Origin of the sequence: Thioalkalivibrio versutus (assembly GCF_001999325.1) — a bacterium.
Lineage (GTDB): Bacteria > Pseudomonadota > Gammaproteobacteria > Ectothiorhodospirales > Ectothiorhodospiraceae > Thioalkalivibrio > Thioalkalivibrio versutus.
In genome coordinates this window covers 1-19400 of the sequence record NZ_MVAR01000011.1, presented here as the reverse complement: position 1 = coordinate 19400, position 19400 = coordinate 1, and the positions used below count along the sequence as shown (strand labels likewise).

The window sequence follows — 19400 nt, the reverse complement described above, 5'->3', positions numbered from 1 at the left end:
AAATCACTTGACCACCACACCCGGCTGGCGGCGGCACACCCCAGATTCAGGATAGGGGACTCATCGCAAGCCAACATTCCGCCGGCGACCACATCAAGCCACTCGTAATCCAAATTCGCAGCCATCACCGGACGGTCGGTGGGCCTGAAAGATCGCCCTAATAACTAGAACATTCGCCGACCCGACTGCCCGCCGAATCCCCCTTACCTACGTAATCTCTCGATGGATGCCATGGCGCACGATTTGTTCCAACAGGTACTCAGCCTTCTTCAGACCTATCCGTATCTGTTCATTTTTGTCGGCATGCTCGTCGCGGGCGAAGTCGTGCTCTTGCCGGCGATATACCTGGCTGCGACCGGGCGCCTTGATCTTGCTGCAGTCATCTCGCTGGCGATATTGGCCACGGTATTGTCGGACCTCCTCTGGTACGGGCTGGGAAGAAAATTCCCCGCTTCGGCACTCGACCGCATCCCTGGACACCACAGCAACAACGCCGTTCGTGGTCTGGAACGCCTGTTCAATCGCAAGGGCACACAGATCCTGTTTCTATCCAAGTTTGTATATGGAACACGGACGGCGGCCCAAGTGCTTGCGGGAGTACACGATATGCGTTTTCGAACCTATGTCATCGTCAATTTCCTCGCCGTCCTAACGTTGTTCGCCGTCTTCGTTTCTCTCGCCTATTCGGTCGTCGGCACGACGCGCCAGCTTGGCGATCTGATTGAGGATATCGAGATCGCCTTCCTGATATTTATCGTGATTGCGGTGTCCGCCAATTATATCGCGAGCCGGGTGTTGAGGAACCGATGGTCACGGTAGTGATACCAGCCTTCAATGAGGTCGGAACCATCGCCGATGTCATTACGTGTGCACGCCAGCATCCTTGGGTTGGGGAAGTCCTCGTGGTCGATGATGGCTCTACGGATGCGACGGCCCAGGTCGCAGAGTCCGCGGGTGCCCGCGTCATCCGTCTGGCTCGAAACACGGGCAAGGCGACTGCATTGGATGCAGGCGTGCGTTCGGCGAAGTCTAACGTCCTGTTATTTCTCGACGCTGACGTGACTGGCCACACCCAGCAGACCTTGTCCCGGATCATGCAGCCCGTCATCGAGGGACGCGTCGAGATGAACGTTGGCTTGCGCGCTCGTTCGACGCTGATACTCAACCAGGCGCTGCGATTCTTCCCAATTATCGGCGGAGATCGGGCATTGACCCGCCGGCTCTGGGAGGCCGTCCCGACGAGTTGCGTACGCGGTTTCCAGATCGAGATCGCCTTGAACTACACCTCCAAGCAATTCGAGAAGGGGATGGCGTTTGAACTCGTGCATGGTACGTTCCATCACATTAAAGAGAGGAAATATGGGGTCGTGGCTGGCGCTACCCAACGCGCGATGATGATCCGACAAATCCTGTCGATATCATTCCGGCTTTACATACTTGGCTGGATCAAGGAGAGGGCTTTGCGCATCAGGAGAGCAACAAGATCGATAGCGGAATTGATTTTTAGCTAATGTCTGATTCCCGCCGCCAAGGAGGCTCTAATCGTCAAGAAGATCATGGGTGTCCTCTTCTTTCGTCCCTCGTCGACCTCTCCGCACATTACGAACTGCAGCACAAGCTGCGTCAGGAACGTGATTTCAGCGACGCCGTGATCGACGGCCTGCCCGCCGTGTTCTGTGTGCTGGATGACACCGGTCGTTTCATCCGCTGGAACCACAACTTCAAGCGGGTGACCGGCCTGGAGGGCAACGAACTGACCCGCATCAATGCCGTGGATCTCTTCGCCGGCGAGGATCAGCCTCGTGTGGCTCAGTCGATCAGTCGCGTCTTCGAAACCGGCTCGGCCGACGTCGAGGCAGCCATGCGCGGTGCGTCCGGGGCGTACATCCCCTACTACTTCACCGGTCTGCGGGTAGAACTCAACGGACAACCCTGTCTTACCGGGACCGGATTCGACATCTCTGCCCGCAAACAGATCGAAGCCGAGCTGCATCATCAGGCCCACCATGACAGGCTGACCGGCCTCATGAGCTGGGGGGCATTCGATGAATTGCTGCCGCTCGAAGTCCAACGCGCCCGCCGTTACGGGTCGCCGTTGAGCTTGATCATGTGTGATATCGACCGCTTCAAGTCCGTTAACGACCGTCATGGTCATGCAACCGGTGACGAAATCCTGTGCCAGGTAGCGGACACGCTGGGAGCCAATCTGCGCGGCAGCGACGTGCTGATACGCTGGGGCGGCGAAGAGTTTCTTGCACTCCTGCCGGAGACCAAAGCAGAGGACGCTGGGGCCTTGGCCGAGACCCTGCGTGCCCTGTTGGCCCGGACTCGATTCCCGATACAGGAGCAGGTCACGGCAAGCCTCGGAGTCACGGAGTACCGTCCCGATGAATCGCCCCACAGTCTGCTCAAGCGCGTCGACGATGCGCTGTACAGCGTCAAAGAATCCGGCCGCAACCGGGTCGCCTTGCTTTAAAGACTGCACTGCGAAAAGGCGAGCGGTTTATTTTCCGGCGACCAAGCTGCGGCGTCGACTCCCGGGTTCCAGACCTTGCCTCTGGCTGTTGGCCGTACCTGGCAGGCAGGGGCCCAGGTCTGGCCTGCGGCATACGCCGCCCCGCGTGCGCGGATTGTCAAAATGAACGGCTTATCCCTCGAAACCGCGTCCCATGTCCGAGACGCCCGCCGATTCCACCTTTCGCGTGCAACTGCGCGCAGACGTCGGGGTCACGCGCAGACGTCGGGGTCAGACCTTGCCTTTTGCCTTCCGCCGGAAACGTCCAGAGGCAAAAGGAGGGCTCTGAGCCCATAGCTCACCAGGTGGCGTGACCCCAACCAACGAGTCTCCGGGAGACCCGGGGCGGTTCACGCGCTTCCCGGCAGATGATGGCGATTCGCCCGCGGCATGGCTTCCCTCCCTGGAATGCCCATTTGATGGCCGAAATCACCGCTTAAAGCCCGACTCGCGCCCTTTCTAGACCGGTTTCCTTCGGTTTTTCCGTACGTTACCGAGGTCCGACCCCGTTATCCCTCGCCCCGTTATCCCTCCGTATCCCCATCTCTCTTCTCCCCGACTGGCCCCCCGCCTCGCAATCAATGCCTCGCACTGCGGATCACGGTTTATGGCTCTCAAACCACTCGAGGATGAGTTCCAGGCGTTTGACCAGATTCACCGGAGTGCCGTCCCGGGACAGGTTGTGGCCTTCGCCATCGAATACCGCCAGCTCGCTCTCTACGTCGTTATTAAGCAGCGCGTAGAACCACTCCTGGCCCTGCCCGATCGGGGTCACCCGGTCATCGGTAGAGTGGATGATCAGCGTCGGCGTACTCACCTGGTCGGCGTACTTGAGCGGTGAGCGTCCCCAGTAATAGTCGTAGTTCGTCCAGATCGTGCCGCCAAACTCGGCATTCATCCTTGTCGGCACGTAGTCCTGGGTGCCGGCCTCAGAGATCCAGTTGGAGACACTGCGCTGGGTGACCGCCGCGCGGAAGCGATCGGTCTGCGTGGTGATCCAGTTGGTCAGAAAGCCGCCATGGCTGCCACCGGTCAGAAACTGGCGCTCCTCGTCGATCCAGTCGTAGCGCTCCAACGCCGCGTCCAGGGCCTGCATGTTGTCGCGGTAGTCCACCCCACCGTAGTCCTGGTACACCGAGGCCTGGAACTCGTAACCGTAGCCGGTCGAACCCCGATAGTTGGTGAACAGCATCGCGTAGCCCGCGCCCGCGATCATCTGAAACTCGTGGAACCAGCGATGGCCCCACATATGCGCCGGACCGCCACGAATGTTCAACACCAGCGGCCAGTCATCGCCGGCGTCGAACCCTTTGGGCCGTAGCAGGAACGCATCCACCGTGCGGCCATCCTCGACCTCGTAGCTGAAGCGTTCGAGTTCGGTCCGGTAACGTGATTCCAACAGAGTGTCGTTGAAGCCCGTCAGGCGTCGCGACTCGAACCCGTCACTGTCGGCGACGTGCACCTCCGGCATCCGGGTTTCGTCTTCGACCAGCAAGGCCAGGGACTCGCCGTCGGCGGCAAAGTCGATATCGCTGAGAGCGGCTTCATCACCGAGGACCACCTCGCTGTCACCATCGGGGTGCAAGCGAATCAGTGGACGGCTGCCGCGGAAGTCCGCCAATACCAGGGGGCGATCGAACCCCTCGGGCCACCAGGCCTGCGTAACGGAGAAGTCCATGCCATCGTGCAGTACCTTGTGGTCGTCGTTGTCGATCCCGATGCGGTGCAGTTCCACGGGACGATAACGGTCGGACTGATAGAGAAAGGCGACCTGGCGCCCGTCGGGCGAGAACAGTGGGTCGGTGACACGCCCATCGGGCGCGGACAGCTTGCGTTCCTCACGGCTTTCGAGATCGAGCAGGTAGATGTCCTGATTGAAGCTGCCGTCGTACTCGCGGCCGCTGCGGTCGACATTGAACGCCAGGAAGCGGCCATCGGGCGAAACCGTCGGGTTGTTGTGGTTCCACTCGGCGTCCCCTGCCAAACGCTCGAGTTCGCCGCTTGCCGAATCCAGCAACCACAAGGTGCGGCGGCTCTCATCCAGCCAACCCTGCGACTCACGACGGCTGAGCGGCCGCGAATAGACCTTCACATCCGCCTGCGGTGCGTCATCCCCCTGCTCCTCCTGCGCGGGATCCTCGACGGCCGGGTCGATGGTCAGGGTAACGATCAGGTGTTGACCATCAGGCAGCCAGGCAAAGTGAGAAAGATTGCCCTGTTCAATCTCGGTGATGGCGTGGGCTTCACCACCGTCAATGGGTATCAGATGAATCTGGGCGTCCTCGTCAACGGTCCTCAAGAAGGCCACTTGCCGCCCATCGGGAGAAAAACGGGGATGACGATCGGACTCACCCTGGGTGAACTGGCTTGCCGGTTCCGAGCCATCAGCCGGCACCATCCAGATGCTCGATTCCCGATTGCGGCGTTCATCGTCCACGCGACTGCGCACGAAGACGACATGGCCAGCATCCGGCGAAAGCCTCGGCTCGGTCGCGAACACGAAGTCGTAATAGTCGGCGGGCACCATCGGCTCCGGCGGCTCCGCCCATACCGACGGCGTGTAGAAGATGACGATCAGCAACAGTGTTCGGGTCATGGAGTCCTCGAGGGAAAGGAAATGCCCCCGAGTTTGCCGCAACGAGCTCATGGGTGTCCTTTTCTCGCCCGCCTGCGATGGACGTTCCGGGTCGCCGCCACGACGACGAATGCGCATTCACCGTCTCCCGGCCGTAACGGTTCGATACCCCGCATCCCAGCAAGCGGCCGCGCAAGGGTTTGTACCCACCCATCGATCGAGAAGCCGCCCTGCAGAAGAAGCAGCTGTTCCACTCCATCCGCGAAAAGACGCCGGGGTCAAACCTTGCCTTTTGCCTTCCGCCGGAAACTTCCAGAGGCAAAAGGAGAGCTCTGAGCCCATAGCTCACCAGGTGGCGTGACCCAAACCAACCAGTCTCCGGGAAACCCGGGGCGGTTCACGCGCTTCCCGGCAGATGATGGCGATTCGCCCGCGGCATGACTTCCCTCCCTGGAATGCCCATTTGATGGCCGAAATCACCGCTTCAAGCCCGACTCGCGCCCTTTCTAGACCGGTTTCTTTCGGTTTTTCCGTACGTTACCGAGGTCCGACCCCCTTACTTCTCCCCTTTTCCGCTTCACCCGGTACATTTCGCCATCCGCACGGCTCAGCAAGGTATCGGCGTCCTCTCCGTCTGCGGGATAGCAGGCCACGCCAATGCTACAAGACGGTATGATCCCGCCGAACTCGGCGCCCAGGGGCTCGTCCATGGCCGATTGAATGTGCTCGACCTTTCTGGAAACGGCACCCTCCACCTGGATATCCGTCAGCAGGACAATAAACTCATCCCCGCCCATCCGCGCCACCGTGTCCGTCTCCCGCACGCAGCCCTCCAGCCGCCGGGCGATCGTACAAAGCACACGGTCCCCCACCGCGTGTCCATGGACATCATTGATCACCTTGAAGTCGTTGATATCCAGAAACAGCAAGGCCAGGTGGTTCTGGTAGCGATGGGCCGAATGTAGCGCCAGATCCAGGCGGTCATAGAACAGCGATCGGTTGGTCAGTCCTGTCAGCGGATCATGATGGGCGAGGAAGCGCAGTTCCTCCTCGGCCTGCCGCAGGGTCGTCACGTCCCGCGCAACCCCAATCCGCACACCCTCCTCCTCGACCCAGTGTGCCGACCAAAGGATGTACACGACACCGCCATCTTTGCGGATATAGCGGTTACGGAAATCGACGTGAGGCTTGCCCTCCATGACCCGAACAATGGAGGCCAGTGAGGCCGCCAGGTCTTCAGGATGCATATAGTCGGTGATCGTGGTTCCGATCAGCTCCTCCGCGCGATAACCAAGCAGATCCTCACAGGCATCGCTCACGAAGACGATCTGATTGTCCCGATCGACCACAAAGACCGTGTCGAGGATCAGATGGATCAGCCTGGCCGAGAGCGCTTGAAGGTCAACGGGCATTGGTCAAGGATCTCTGGTCCACGGACTCACACTCTAGGGAAACACTGATTAATGTACGCACTCGCGCTCGAGTCGCTTTTGCGTGCGAACAAGGCGCGGTGACTGCCGTGCCGTCATTCTGCACAAGGGAGCCGCAACCGTTCCGCGACGGGGTCGGACCACGACAACCTACTGACTTCATATATTTATATCGCGCAACCCCCCTTTCTAGAGGCTTATCCGCCCCATTTCGCCGTCAAAACCGTTGATCAACCCCATAACTCGCCCCATCGTCGCGCACCCATGCGGTATCCCCCGTCTGTTCAACGTGGCGCCCCGGCGACCGCACCCCCAGCGCCCGGCGCACTTCGTCCACATACGACCGGTCCCCTACCGCGACGGCCGTCGTCCACCACCCATCCCGACTGGCGCGATCCGAGGCCAGCGCCTCCTCCACCCACAAACGATGACACTCTCTCAGCTCAGCTACGGAACCGATCTCCAGCGCATCCAGCAGGGCCTGCTCATCAATGACTCGGTAACGATCCGATGGTGCCTGGATCTCGCGATATCCGCTGGCTTCCCACTCCGATGGATGCCCCACCACCCCCGCCCGGACCATGTTCAGGTCGATGTACACCAGGCAGCGCGCGAGGTGGGTCCCGGTCTGCACGGCGGTGGCATGGTAGCGGTCTTCCCAGAAAGCGCCCTTGCGCGCCTTGCGCCAGTTGTATGACTGGCCAACCCGGCCCGCGATCAACTGCATGGAACGCGCAATCTCGCCTCCGCCCCCATCGCGCACCAGCAGGTGTACATGGTTGGAGGTCACTATGTAGTTGAGCACACAGAGTCCGTAACGCTGGCGCGCCTGGTACAGCCAGTAGCGCCAGAGCCTCCGGTCGCGGGCAAACTTCAGCAGAAACTCCTGCTTATGACACCGGTGGGTGATATGCCAGACATAGCCCGGCAGATGATGGCGATTCGCCCGTGGCATGGCTTCCCTCCCTGGAACGCCCATTTGATGGCCGAAATGTCCGCTTTAAGCTCGAATCGCGGCCTTTCTAGACCGGTTTACCGCTGTTTTTCCGTAGGTTACCGAGGTCCGACCCCGTTATGCCACGCCGCACTAGTTATTCTCGCTGTTACATTCCTTTAGGCATAAGCGCCGGGGTCAAACCTCGCCTTTTGCCCTCCGCCGGAAACTTCCACAGGCAAAATGCCAGCTCTGAGCCCATAGCTCACCAAGTGGCGTGACCCAAACCAACGAGTCTCCGGGAAACCCGGGGCGGCTCACGCTTCCCGGCAGGTGATGGCGATTCGCCCGTGGCATGCCTTCCCTCCCTGGAAATCCCATTTGATCGCCGAAATGACCGCTTTAAGCTCGAATCACGCCCTTTCTAGACCGGCTGCCTTCGGTTTTTCCGTACGTTACCGAGGTCCGACCCCGTTATCATGGCAAAAGGCAAGGTCTGACCCCATAGCCTGCGTCGTCAAGAATCATGGGTGTCCTCTTCTTAGGGCTCAGCGTCACAACAAAGACACGGTCGCTTTCGCTGCTATGAACGTCACCACCAACTGTGCCACGCGCAAGACCAACGCCGTTCCATACACCAAAACAAGAGACCCGATAGACGTATCCCATACATTCACAAACTTGGCATACACCTTCGCAAGCCCTGTACCTATAACAAAAAATAGCCCACCAACGATGCCAGAAACCAAGAAGATACCAGGAACAAAAAACAGCAAGGCCTGCCAAGATAAAAACGAAAGACTGTTGTCAACATAAAACAGATAAACGCCCGAGCCTATCCAAACGTAGATCGAGAAACGACCGTACCCATCTGCTTGCATCTTCCGTTGTTCGAGAAATACATCATCGCCCGCTTGTTCTTGCTTATCGTTCAAAGCTCTCCCTCTCAACCAATTCAAAAGAGCGCATGCGCGCTCCGTCTCCAAACCAGTGGCGGGGCTTTTCCAGTGGCATGCATCCCCTTCCTAGGACAGCCGTTTGATGGCCGAAATGACCGCTCTAAGCTCGACTCCCGCCCTTTCTAGGCCGGCTTCCTCCGGTTTTTCTACAGGTTACCGAGGTCCGACCCCGTTATTGATCCCAACCCCGTTATTGTATGTTGGTGAACGCGGGCGGTCGCAAACTCTTGACTTCCATACAGTAGCCCGCTATTTCGACAACGACATCCACTGTCGGCCCATCGAAGAAGTTCTCATTTTCTTTGACGTGCCATCGATGCTTGACCAATTCCGCATTTGGATCGGCAACCATTATCACACCAACCTGCTTGTACACCCAGTCAATCGCGGAACGGCCTACGGAAAAACCCCCTCCGGATTCCGCAAAGGGGCCCACGTAATACTCTTCGCCCACGGGATCTTGAACTTGCACGTAGTAATGTGTCTTGGAATCTTCCATCTTTTTCCCCATTGGCGCGGTAGGCCCCGAGGTCATAAGCATTTGACCTAGCCTTTTCACCCTGTACCGCTTAAGCGGCAAGCACAACGCAGCGTGACCCATTCTACCGGCCATCGCCGGTCCCTCTCTGACCCTTGGACTACCCTTGAACCCTTCCCATCCCGCCTCTGATCGACTAGACGATCAGTCGTGTCCATTCCTTGGGCTTTTCTCTGATCTTCCCTTACGGCAATATTGCCGAAGCACACCCTTCACCGTAACATCAAGCTGACTTCCAGCTGCATAATCCCCAGGTACGACATAGCTTGCCCTGTCTTCAGAAATGAGCTTCTCGATCTTTTCTTGGGTTTTCGCTTCAGCCCACTTGTCGCGGTCGAAAACCGCGAGACTGCACCCTCCTTGTGCTTTCACCATCTTCATTGCGGGAATATCTGTATCGCCATCTCCGAAATAGATCATACGGTCAAACGGAAAAGGGCGCTCCATTGGCTCGATATATCTATTAACCTTTTGGTTGTCCCAGCTGTTCTCTATGCCCTTATTTATACGGAAGAGATACTGTGTCTTAGTCGTGTAGTCAATCGCGACCGTCGGCCATTTCGCGAACCCCGTCTCTTCATCATAATGGTAGCGGCAAGCAAATATCTTTTGGAAATGGCTTTTTACTGAAGTACCACGAATCATTTCCTCGAGGCCGCTCGATACAATATAATGACTCAGCTCTATTCCTTGACTCTTTGCGAAGCGGTTAATTCTATCAAACCAATCTTCCACCCCGGGGAATAACGGGATCGACTTTCCGTGCAACCTAAGCTTTTCCGCGCTCAGCTCCGTCTGCCTATCGACTTCTCTGGCGCGCAACGCAAGCTCGCCGAGATAGGTAAGTATCTCGTCACCGTCACGTTCTTTATTTCTCTCATGAACTCTCAACCAGAAGCCAGATGGATCGTCTAAGCCGAGGGCCGGCAACAATCCGTGTTCCGCACAATTTCCCTTTGCGAGCGTCCCATCGAAGTCATAGACCAGTGCGCATTGCATATGGCCACTCCCTTTTCACTTTCGTCGAGAATTTTTTTCAAGCCCATCGACCGCAAGCGTGTGCGTCAGCCATGGAGCAGTTGGGCTAGAGAGGTAGGCCATCCCCGGGTCACGAAAAACGCATTGCCGTCAGTTCAGGATCTGCGTGTAGCACGCACCCAATCCGGATCATGCCAGACAAAGAGAGGTGTACTCGAGCTCCCACCTAGAGATCAGCGTTCTACCAGCCCTAGCTCCAGAAGGCGGTACGCCATCGCTTCCCCCGAGACCCCGAACTGCATTGCCAACGGCTGGAAAACGGTTCCTCCGTATCGCCCAGTCGTTGCCAAGACGAGAGCCAGTGGGCGTCCTCTTGACGCTTCCTGCATCAACTCCTCTGCCTTCGCAGGATTAAGAGCGTATGCACTGTCCCAAGTGAGCTCGAATCTCTCGGAACAGCCGAAGCTCGCTCGAAATCGTTCGCGAACGATGTTTGGCGGCATCAGGAATTCGGCGGCAAAGACATCAGCTTCCTTTTCTATGGGGGAACGATGGGGTCGATCCCCAGCCGGGCCCTCGATAGCCCTATCTCGGTGCATCACCGCGCCTTGGTGCAACATTGCGTGGCCAAGTTCGTGAGCGGCTGTGAAGCGCCGCACCGATGGTTTTAAGCGTCGGCAAACCCGCACAGTCTTACCGTTGCGATCAATTTCTCCTGCAACATCGCCTTTTTTTGAGCCGGGCTCATAATCCCCCAAATACTCGTCGAGGCCGTAGCGATAACCCTGGCGAGCCAAGGTAATAGACGGGTCGAGCAGCGCAACCGGATCGTCCGGCACTCCATCTGGGAATATCGCATGCCGGGAGCGCCACAGGTCAGCGTGCAAATTCCGCACAATAGCCCGGATTTGCTCTAGGCGATCGGAGTCTCCGCTAAGGCGGCGCTGGTAGCGGAGTGCATCACGATGGTAGGTTGAATCATTTATTTGGTAGCCATCCACCACCTGTTCGGTGGCGTAGGGGTTGCGAAGCAGCCGGACGGTAGTGGACTCAGCGTATTCTTCACATGCCAAAGCTTCCTCCAGCTCCTCGATATGCGCATATGGATTGCAGAGCCTCTCCCGGTCAGCATGAAGCCCAGTTTTCGGATACTTCGCGTTGCTCATTGGGTTTACCTCAAGCTGAAGGGGTGTGAGTGCGACGGGGTAAGTCACTCAATCCCAGCTCAAAGCCCCACCCGTCTGATACTCCGTAACCCGCGTCTCAAAGAAGTTCTTCTCCTTCTTGAGATCGAGCACCTCGCTCATCCACGGGAACGGGTTATCCGCACCCGGGTACATCTCGGCCAGGCCGATCTGCGCGCAGCGGCGGTTGGCGATGAAGTGCAGGTATTCCTCGAACATCTGCGCGTTCATGCCGAGCACGCCGCGGGGCATGGTGTCGCGGGCGTACTGCGCCTCGAGCTCCACCGCATCACGGATCAGGGTGCGCATCTCGTCCTTGAAGTCTTCGGTCCACAGGTGCGGGTTCTCGACCTTGATCTGGTTGATCACGTCGATGCCGAAGTTCATGTGCATGGACTCGTCGCGCAGGATGTACTGGAACTGCTCGGCCACCCCGGTCATCTTGTTGCGCCGGCCCATGGAGAGGATCTGCACGAAGCCGACGTAGAAGAAGATGCCCTCGAACACGACATAGAAGGCAATCAGTTCGCGCAGCAGCTTCTGGTCCGCCTCTGGCGTGCCGGTGCGGAAGTTCGGGTCCGCCAGGTGCTTGGTGAACGGCAGGGCCCACTCGGCCTTGACGGCGACGGAGGGCACCTCGCGGTACATGTTGAAGATCTCGCCCTCGTCCAGCCCTAAGGACTCCACGCAGTACTGGTAGGCGTGGGTGTGGACTGCTTCCTCGAAGGCCTGGCGCAGCAGGTACTGGCGGCACTCGGGGTTGGTGATGTGGCGGTACACGGCCAGCACCAGGTTGTTCGCCACCAGCGAGTCGGCGGTGGAGAAGAAGCCCAGGTTGCGCTTGACGATGGTGCGCTCGTCCTCGGTCAGCCCGTTCGGGTCCTTCCACAGGGCGATGTCCGCGTTCATGTTGATTTCCTGCGGCATCCAGTGGTTGGCGCAGCCGTCCAGGTACTTCTGCCAGGCCCACTTGTACTTGAAGGGCACGAGCTGGTTGAGGTCCGCGTGACAGTTGATGATCTTCTTGTCATCCACGCGGATGCGCTCGGCACCCATCTCGATGTCTTCCAGACCGGTGCCGGTCAAGGCCTCTTCGTTGGGCTCGGCCAGCGGCTGGCCAGCGTTCTCCGGCTCCGGCGGCACGCTGGGCGCGGCGCCGGCGGTGCTCATCAGGGCTTCGTTCTCCTGAAAGCCCATGCCCGGGCGTACGGCGGGTTGTTTCTGGCCTTCGCCTTTTACGGCGGCAATCGGATCGTCCCAGGAAAGCATAGTGTCCCTCTTCTTTCGGTGGCGGCCCGGCGCGGTGGCCGGGCCTTTGTTCAGTTTGTTGCGTCGTGCGGTTTCGGTGCCCCTCGCGGGCAGGACTTACTGGCAGGCCTCGCAGTCCGGGTCGAGGATGGAGCACGCCTTGGGCGCCTCCGGCTCGGACGCCTGCTGGCCGCCGGAGACGGCGTTCAGCTTGTTGGCGCGCGAGGAGTCGGCCACGGTGCTCTTCTCCACGTGGGTCGCGCCCATGGAGCGCAGGTAGTAGGTCGTCTTCAGCCCGCGCACCCAGGCCAGCTTGTACAGGGCGTCCAGCTTGGGCCCGGAGGGCTCGGCCATGTACAGGTTCAGGCTCTGCGCCTGGTCGATCCACTTCTGCCGGCGCGAGGCGGCCTCGACCAGCCAGCGGGTGTCCAGCTCGAACGCGGTGGCGTACAGGGCCTTGAGGTCCTCCGGCACGCGGTCCAGCGGCTGCACCGAGCCGTCGTAGTACTTGAGGTCGTTGACCATGACCTCGTCCCACAGCTCGCGGTCCTTCAGGTCGCGCACCAGGTACGGGTTGATCACGGTGAACTCGCCCGACAGGTTCGATTTGACGAACAGGTTCTGGTAGGTCGGCTCGATCGACTGGCTGACCCCGCAGATGTTGGAGATGGTCGCGGTCGGCGCGATCGCCATGGTGTTGGAGTTGCGCATGCCGACCTTCTTCACCCGCTTGCGCAGCTTGTCCCACTCCAGGCGCTGGGTGGTGTCCATCTGCAGGTAGTCGCCGCGGGTCTCGGCCAGCTTTTCGACCGAGTCGATCGGCAGGATGCCCTGGCTCCACAGGCTGCCGGGGAAGCTCTCGTAGCGCCCGCGCTCCTCGGCCAGATCGGTCGAGGCCTTGATGGTGTAGTAGGACACCGCCTCCATGGAGGCGTCGGCGAACTCCACGGCGGCCTCGGAGGCATACGGCAGGCGCAGCTTGTACAGCGCATCCTGGAAACCCATGATCCCCAGGCCCACCGGGCGGTGGCGCATGTTGGAACGACGCGCCTGCGGCACGGAGTAGTAGTTGTAGTCGATCACGTTGTCGAGCATGCGCATGGCGGTGTTCACGGTGCGCTCGAGCTTGGCCTGATCCAGCTCGCCGTTGTCGCCTATGTGCGCGGCCAGGTTGATCGAGCCCAGGTTGCACACCGCGATCTCGTCATCCGAGGTGTTCAGGGTGATCTCGGTGCACAGGTTGGAGCTGTGAACCACGCCGGTGTGCTGCTGCGGGCTGCGCAGGTTGCACGGGTCCTTGAAGGTGACCCACGGGTGGCCGGTCTCGAACAGCATGCCGAGCATCTTCCGCCACAGGTCGACGGCCTTCATGGTCTTGTACACGCGCATCTCGCCGCGCGCGGCCTTCTCTTCGTACTCGCTGTAGCGCTTCTCGAAGTCGGCACCGATCAGGTCGTGCAGGTCCGGCGCCTCGTTCGGGGAGAACAGGGTCCAGTCGCCGTCCTCGGCCACACGCTTCATGAACAGGTCCGGGATCCAGTTGGCGCTGTTCATGTCGTGGGTGCGGCGGCGGTCGTCGCCGGTGTTCTTGCGCAGCTCGATGAACTCCTCGATATCGATGTGCCAGGTCTCGAGGTAGGCGCACACGGCACCCTTGCGCTTGCCGCCCTGGTTCACCGCCACCGCGGTGTCGTTGGCCACCTTGAGGAACGGGACCACGCCCTGCGACTTGCCGTTGGTGCCCTTGATGTGGGCGCCCATGCCGCGCACGCGGGTCCAGTCGTTACCCAGTCCGCCGGCAAACTTGGACAGCAGCGCGTTGTCGCGGATGGCGCTGTAGATGCCGTCGAGGTCGTCCGGGACGCTGGTCAGGTAGCAGCTGGAGAGCTGCGGACGCAGGGTGCCGGAGTTGAACAGGGTCGGCGTGGAGCTCATGAAGTCGAACGAGCTCAGCAGGTTGTAGAACTCGATCGCGCGCGCCTCGCGGTCGATCTCGTTGATCGCCAGGCCCATCGCCACGCGCATGAAGAACGCCTGCGGCAGCTCGAAGCGGATGCCGTCCGAGTGGATGAAGTAGCGATCAAACAGGGTCTGCAGGCCCAGGTAGGTGAACTGCAGGTCGCGCTCGGGCTTGAGCGCGGCGCCCAGGCGTTCCAGGTCGTAGCGGGTCAGCTCGCTGTCGACCAGCTCCAGCTCGGCGGCGCGCTTGATGTAGGCACCGAAGTAATCGGCGTAGCGCTCGGCCAGCTGGGCCTGGGTGGCCTCTTCCGGGCGGCCGTGCACGAAGCTCAGGGCCTCGCGGCGCAGCGCGTCCATCAGCAACCGCGCGGTGACCTCGGAGTAGTTGGGCTCCTTCTCGATCATCACCCGCGCGGCCATCACCAGCGCGGTGGAGACATCCTTCTCGGCCACGCCGTCGAACAGGTTGCGGCGGGCCTCGGTCAGGATCTTCTCGCCATCCACCTGCTCGATGCCGGCGCAGGCCTCGGCGACCACCGCCTGCAGGCGGTCTTCGTCCAGCGGGGCCAGGGTGCCGTCGGCCCGGGTCACGTTCAGCGTGGCGGCCTCGGCTTGTTCGTCCGCACCCTGCTCGGCGGCCTCGGCGGCGCGCTTCTGCGACTGCTGCTCGCGGTAGATCACGTAGGCCCGCGCGACCTTGTGGTGGCCGCTGCGCATCAGCGCCAGCTCCACGTGGTCCTGGATATCCTCGATGTGGACCGTCATGCCCTGGGTCCCGGCGCGGCGGAACAGGCTGTCCACCACCTGCCCGGCCACTTCCTTCGACACCTCGTGGATGCGCCGGCTGGCCGCGGCATTGCCGCCCTCCACCGCGAGGAAGGCCTTGGTCACCGCGACCTCGATCTTGGAGGCATCGAAGCCGGTCACCTTGCCATTGCGGCGAATCACCTGGTGCTGGCCCGGGCTGGTCGCCAGGACCTCGGCCGACGGTTCGGCTTGCGGCGGGTACTGGGTGCCCTGCTGGGCTGTGGCAGTATGGGAATCGCTGTGCATGACGGGCCTCGCGCTGGTGTTGGATCGAACGTGAGATACTATAGATCGGGGATCGAGAACTGCATAGCCACTAGATATAGTAGCTCCCGAAAGAACAAACCGCGCACAAGCCGTGGGCAAGCTGTGGATAAAAACGCCCATTCCCCGTCCTGTCGCCATTCCTGGCGAGGCACCCCGGTTATCCACCAAACGCCGATGTAGTGACTCCCCGCCGGGTGCCTGCGGCCCACGCGAACATGAAAATGTTTTATGGCCCGCGATTACCGAATCGGTATCGCGCGCGGGGACCGCTTTGGGGCATCCACGTCCGGCGTGGCGATGTTGGACAAAGACCCGCCGCGTCCCAATAATCCCCGCCTTATCGAACCCGCTTTTTTGCGTTGCCGGCCGGGCCGGCGGCGCCAGCCGTATTCATCGAATCGACAGGGAGTACCGCATGAGCGACGCCAAGGACCCATCCGACAAGAAGAGCAAGCAGGCCGGCAAGAAGGACGCCCCCAAGGCCGCCGTCGCCACGGGTGCCATGCAGGCAGCCGCCGGCGCCGTCTCGCTCTCCTCCGGTAGCGACACCGCGACCCAGCCGAAAAAGGGCGGCAGCGAGAAGGCAACGCGCCACTGCCCGCTGCTGATCCTGGGCTCCGGCCCGGCCGGCTGGACCGCCGCCGTCTACGCCGCGCGCGCCAACCTGAACCCGGTCGTGATCACCGGCCTTGAACAGGGCGGCCAGTTGATGACCACCACCGACGTGGACAACTGGCCCGGCGACAACGAGGGCGTGCAGGGCCCCGAGCTGATGCAGCGCATGCAGAAGCACGCCGAGCGCTTCGACACCGAGGTGATCTTTGACCACATCCATACGGTGCAGCTTAAGGACAAGCCCTACCGCCTGATCGGCGACTCCGGCGAGTACACCTGTGATGCGTTGATCATCTGCACCGGGGCCTCCGCGCAGTACCTGGGGCTGGAGTCCGAGACCACCTTCGCCGGGAAGGGCGTGTCCGCCTGTGCGACCTGCGACGGCTTCTTCTACCGTGGCCAGAAAGTGGCGGTGATCGGTGGCGGCAACACCGCGGTCGAGGAGGCGCTGTACCTGTCGAACATCGCCTCCGAGGTCACCCTGGTGCACCGGCGCGATTCGCTGCGCTCGGAGAAGATCCTGCAGGACAAGCTGTTCGAGAAGGAAAAGAACGGCAACGTGACCATCGAGTGGAACCACACCCTGGAAGAGATCCTCGGCGACGAGACCGGCGTGACCGGTGCGCGACTCAAGAGCACCGAGTCCGGCGAGACCAAGGATCTCGAACTGATGGGCGTGTTCATCGCCATCGGCCACAAGCCGAACACCGACATCTTCCAGGGCCAGCTGGATATGGCGGGCGGCTACATCAAGGTGCAAAGCGGGCTGGAAGGCAACGCCACGGCCACCTCCGTGCCGGGCGTGTTCGCCGCCGGCGACGTGATGGATCACGTCTATCGCCAGGCGGTCACCTCCGCCGGCACTGGCTGCATGGCCGCACTGGACGCGGAGAAGTACCTGGACAAGCTCGGTTGATCGCGTGAGCGCCGAGGGCGACACCCAGGCAGCGGACCCGTCGGAGGACGCCACGGGCAACACGGCGGAGCGCGTCGAGCTGCGTGACGGCCTGGCCGAGGTGGACCCGGCCGCCTGGGATGCCCTGACCGGCGGCACCGAGCCGTTTCTGCGCCACGCCTTTCTGGAAGGCCTGGAGCGCCACGAGTGCCTGGGCCGCCAGTTCGGCTGGTTCCCGCAGCATGTGCTGATCTTCCGCGAGGGCCAGCTGGTCGCGGCGGCCCCGGCCTATGCCAAGACCAACAACTACGGCGAGTTCGTGTTCGACTTCGCCTGGGAAGGCGCGTGGAACCGCCACGGGCTGAACTACTACCCCAAGCTGGTCGTCTCCGTGCCCTACACCCCGGCCACCGGCCCGCGCCTGCTGGTGCACCCGGAGGCGCCGGACTTCGATCACCTGCGCACCTTGCTGGTGCGCGCGCTGGCCACTCGCGGGCGCGAGCTGAACGCCTCCGGCGTGAACATCCTGTTCCCCAACCAGGACGATCTGGACGTGACCCGCGAGCTGGGCCTGGCCGAGCGCATGGGCTGCCAGTACCACTGGACCAACGCCCCGGACGGGGGGTACGCGGACTTCGACGCCTTCCTGGGCGCGCTCAGCTCGAAAAAGCGCAAGAACATCAAGCGCGAACGCCGCCGCGTCCACGAGGCCGGGATCGTGTTTCGCACCCTGACCGGCGCCACCGGGCAGGCGGAGGACTGGGCGCGCTTTCACCGCTTCTACGTGGACACCTTCGAGAAGCACATGGGCATCCCGACGCTGTCGGAGGCCTTCTTTGTCGAGACCGCGGCCGAACTGGGCGATCAGGTGGTGCTGTTCGAGGCCCGGCGCCCCAGCGCGGCGGATCCGGATGCGACAGAACCGGACGCGAAGGGAGACGGCGAGACCATCGCCGCGGCGCTTTGCTATCGCAGCCACGACACCCTGTACGGGCGCTTCTGGGGCTGCACCGAGGAGCTGGCCGACCTGCACTTCGAGACCTGCTACTACCAGGGCATCGAGTTCTGCATCCGCGAGGGGCTGGCCCGCTTCGAGCCGGGCGCCCAGGGCGAGCACAAGATCCCGCGCGGCTTCCTGCCCACACCCACCTACTCCGCGCACATGATCCTGACCGAGGGCTTCGAGCAGCCCGTGCGCGACTTCTGCGAGCGCGAGGCCCAGATGATGCGCGCCCAGTGCGAACGCCTGCACGAACACTCGCCCTATCGCCAGGCCCATTCCGATGATGTGCCCGACCGCTAACCCGAGCCCGGCTCGCTGCGGCCGTCATTCCGGCCGTAGCGCAGCGAAGAGCCGGGATCTCCCGACCCAGGCAACAGGCTCGCCAACTGGACCTTCTCCGCACTCCGGGATCCCGGATCGCCCTGTGGGAACGGGCTTGCCCACGAAGCCCCTGCCCGCGCTGGACACCCCCACACCCCATTCGCCTGCAAGCAGGCTCCTACAATGCCGCCGGCACACCGACACCCATCATCCCGGCCGCAGTACCCCACCTCGTCATCCCGGCCGTAGCGCAGCGAAGAGCCGGGATCTCCCGACCCAGGCAACCGGCTCGCCGACTGGATCTTCTCCGCACTCGGGGATCCCGGATCGCCCTGTGGGAGCGGGCTTGCCCGCGAAGCCCCTGCCCGCGCTGGACTCTGGCCGTTGGGGGCTCGCCCCATGACCTCCGGCCCCCAGATCACCCTGCCCTGGCTCGATCCGGAGCATCCGGAGGCGCCGTTTCCGGACCCGGCGCAGGCGTTGCCCGAGCCCAACGGGCTGCTGGCCGCCGGGGGCGATCTCTCCGTGCCGCGTCTGCTGAATGCCTATCGCTCCGGCGTATTCCCCTGGTTCGAGGCCGGGCAGCCAATCCTCTGGTGGAGCCCGGACCCGCGCGCGGTCCTAGAGCCGGGCCACTTCCGCCTGCATCGCAGCCTCAAAAAGGCGATCCGCAATCGCGGTTACACGGTGAGCTTCGATCGCGCCTTCGAGGCCGTCATCGAGGCCTGCGCCGGCCCCCGTGACTACGCCGATGGCACCTGGATCACCACCAGCATGCAGCAGGCCTATATCGCACTGCACCGCTCGGGCCACGCGCATTCGGTGGAGGTGTGGGACGGCCCGCGCCTGATCGGCGGGCTTTATGGCGTCGCGGTCGGGCGGCTGTTCTGCGGCGAATCGATGTTCTCGCGCGAGCGGGATGGCTCCAAGATGGCGCTGGCCTGGTTGTGTCGCCACCTGGTCGCCTGGGGCTGGCCGCTGGTCGACGTACAGATGGAGACCGCCCACCTGCGCAACCTCGGGGCCATCACCCTGCCCCGCCAGGCGTTCATCGAGCGCATCCGCGAAATCGCCCGCGAGCCGGTCGAGCCGGGCCCGTGGCGGACCGACCCGACCCTGAGCCCCCTCGACCCCGACTGGACCACCCCCCGGTAGATACCGTCTTGCCCTAC

15 protein-coding genes are annotated in these 19400 nt (G+C 61.8%); 6 read left to right on the top strand and 9 right to left on the bottom strand.

The genetic code is table 11. The features are described 5' to 3' along the window. Window positions 1-231: 231 nt before the first annotated feature. The 3 genes from B0684_RS04075 to B0684_RS04065 are packed head-to-tail and all read left to right on the top strand — an operon-like array spanning window position 232 to window position 2476. The gene (locus tag B0684_RS04075; protein ID WP_018649882.1) at window positions 232-819 is read left to right on the top strand and encodes a DedA family protein; all 588 of its coding nucleotides are present in this window, start codon (window positions 232-234) and stop codon (window positions 817-819) included. After that, window positions 807-1511, top strand: a complete 705-nt coding sequence (locus tag B0684_RS04070; RefSeq protein ID WP_018649881.1) for a glycosyltransferase family 2 protein — start codon at window positions 807-809, stop codon at window positions 1509-1511. Before B0684_RS04075 ends, B0684_RS04070 begins: the two co-directional genes overlap by 13 nt. Beyond that, window positions 1511-2476 (top strand): sensor domain-containing diguanylate cyclase, encoded by a 966-nt coding sequence (locus B0684_RS04065; RefSeq protein WP_233123385.1) that lies wholly within the window; start codon window positions 1511-1513, stop codon window positions 2474-2476. Before B0684_RS04070 ends, B0684_RS04065 begins: the two co-directional genes overlap by 1 nt. A 637-nt stretch (window positions 2477-3113) precedes the next feature. On the opposite strand, the gene B0684_RS04060 is transcribed toward B0684_RS04065, so the two are convergent. From B0684_RS04060 to B0684_RS04010, 9 genes are all read right to left on the bottom strand, one after another. Further along, the gene (locus B0684_RS04060) at window positions 3114-5111 is read right to left on the bottom strand and encodes a S9 family peptidase (protein WP_018649879.1); all 1998 of its coding nucleotides are present in this window, start codon (window positions 5109-5111) and stop codon (window positions 3114-3116) included. 485 nt (window positions 5112-5596) lie between these two features. Further along, window positions 5597-6502 carry a sensor domain-containing diguanylate cyclase gene (locus B0684_RS04050; protein WP_018649878.1) on the bottom strand — a complete coding sequence of 302 codons (906 nt, stop codon included), beginning with the start codon at window positions 6500-6502 and terminating at the stop codon, window positions 5597-5599. A 235-nt stretch (window positions 6503-6737) separates the two neighbouring features. Then, on the bottom strand, window positions 6738-7475 hold the full coding sequence (locus B0684_RS04040; protein ID WP_018649877.1) for a transposase: 738 nt from the start codon (window positions 7473-7475) through the stop codon (window positions 6738-6740). 533 nt (window positions 7476-8008) lie between these two features. Further along, on the bottom strand, window positions 8009-8389 hold the full coding sequence (locus B0684_RS04035; RefSeq protein ID WP_018649876.1) for a hypothetical protein: 381 nt from the start codon (window positions 8387-8389) through the stop codon (window positions 8009-8011). Window positions 8390-8603: 214 nt separating this feature from the next. Then, window positions 8604-8912 (bottom strand): hypothetical protein, encoded by a 309-nt coding sequence (locus tag B0684_RS04030; protein WP_143592441.1) that lies wholly within the window; start codon window positions 8910-8912, stop codon window positions 8604-8606. 183 nt (window positions 8913-9095) lie between these two features. After that, the gene (locus B0684_RS04025) at window positions 9096-9950 is read right to left on the bottom strand and encodes a haloacid dehalogenase-like hydrolase (protein WP_018649874.1); all 855 of its coding nucleotides are present in this window, start codon (window positions 9948-9950) and stop codon (window positions 9096-9098) included. Window positions 9951-10162: 212 nt separating this feature from the next. Continuing rightward, on the bottom strand, window positions 10163-11095 hold the full coding sequence (locus B0684_RS04020; protein ID WP_077276967.1) for an ImmA/IrrE family metallo-endopeptidase: 933 nt from the start codon (window positions 11093-11095) through the stop codon (window positions 10163-10165). 48 nt (window positions 11096-11143) lie between these two features. Then, window positions 11144-12382: a ribonucleotide-diphosphate reductase subunit beta gene (locus tag B0684_RS04015; RefSeq protein WP_018168655.1), complete on the bottom strand. Its 1239-nt coding sequence runs from the start codon at window positions 12380-12382 to the stop codon at window positions 11144-11146. A 96-nt stretch (window positions 12383-12478) separates the two neighbouring features. Beyond that, a complete protein-coding gene (locus B0684_RS04010; protein ID WP_018649872.1) occupies window positions 12479-15373 on the bottom strand; it encodes a ribonucleoside-diphosphate reductase subunit alpha in 2895 nt (964 codons plus the stop codon). A 436-nt stretch (window positions 15374-15809) separates the two neighbouring features. Here B0684_RS04010 and trxB point away from each other — a divergent pair, with 436 nt between their 5' ends. From trxB to aat, 3 genes are all read left to right on the top strand, one after another. Then, entirely contained in the window at window positions 15810-16925 is a 1116-nt protein-coding gene (gene trxB, locus B0684_RS04005; RefSeq protein WP_018649871.1) for a thioredoxin-disulfide reductase, read from the top strand. Window positions 16926-16929: 4 nt separating this feature from the next. After that, entirely contained in the window at window positions 16930-18207 is a 1278-nt protein-coding gene (locus B0684_RS04000) for a GNAT family N-acetyltransferase (protein WP_018649870.1), read from the top strand. Window positions 18208-18627: 420 nt separating this feature from the next. Further along, window positions 18628-19383: a leucyl/phenylalanyl-tRNA--protein transferase gene (gene aat / locus B0684_RS03995; RefSeq protein WP_018649869.1), complete on the top strand. Its 756-nt coding sequence runs from the start codon at window positions 18628-18630 to the stop codon at window positions 19381-19383. Window positions 19384-19400: the final 17 nt, after the last annotated feature.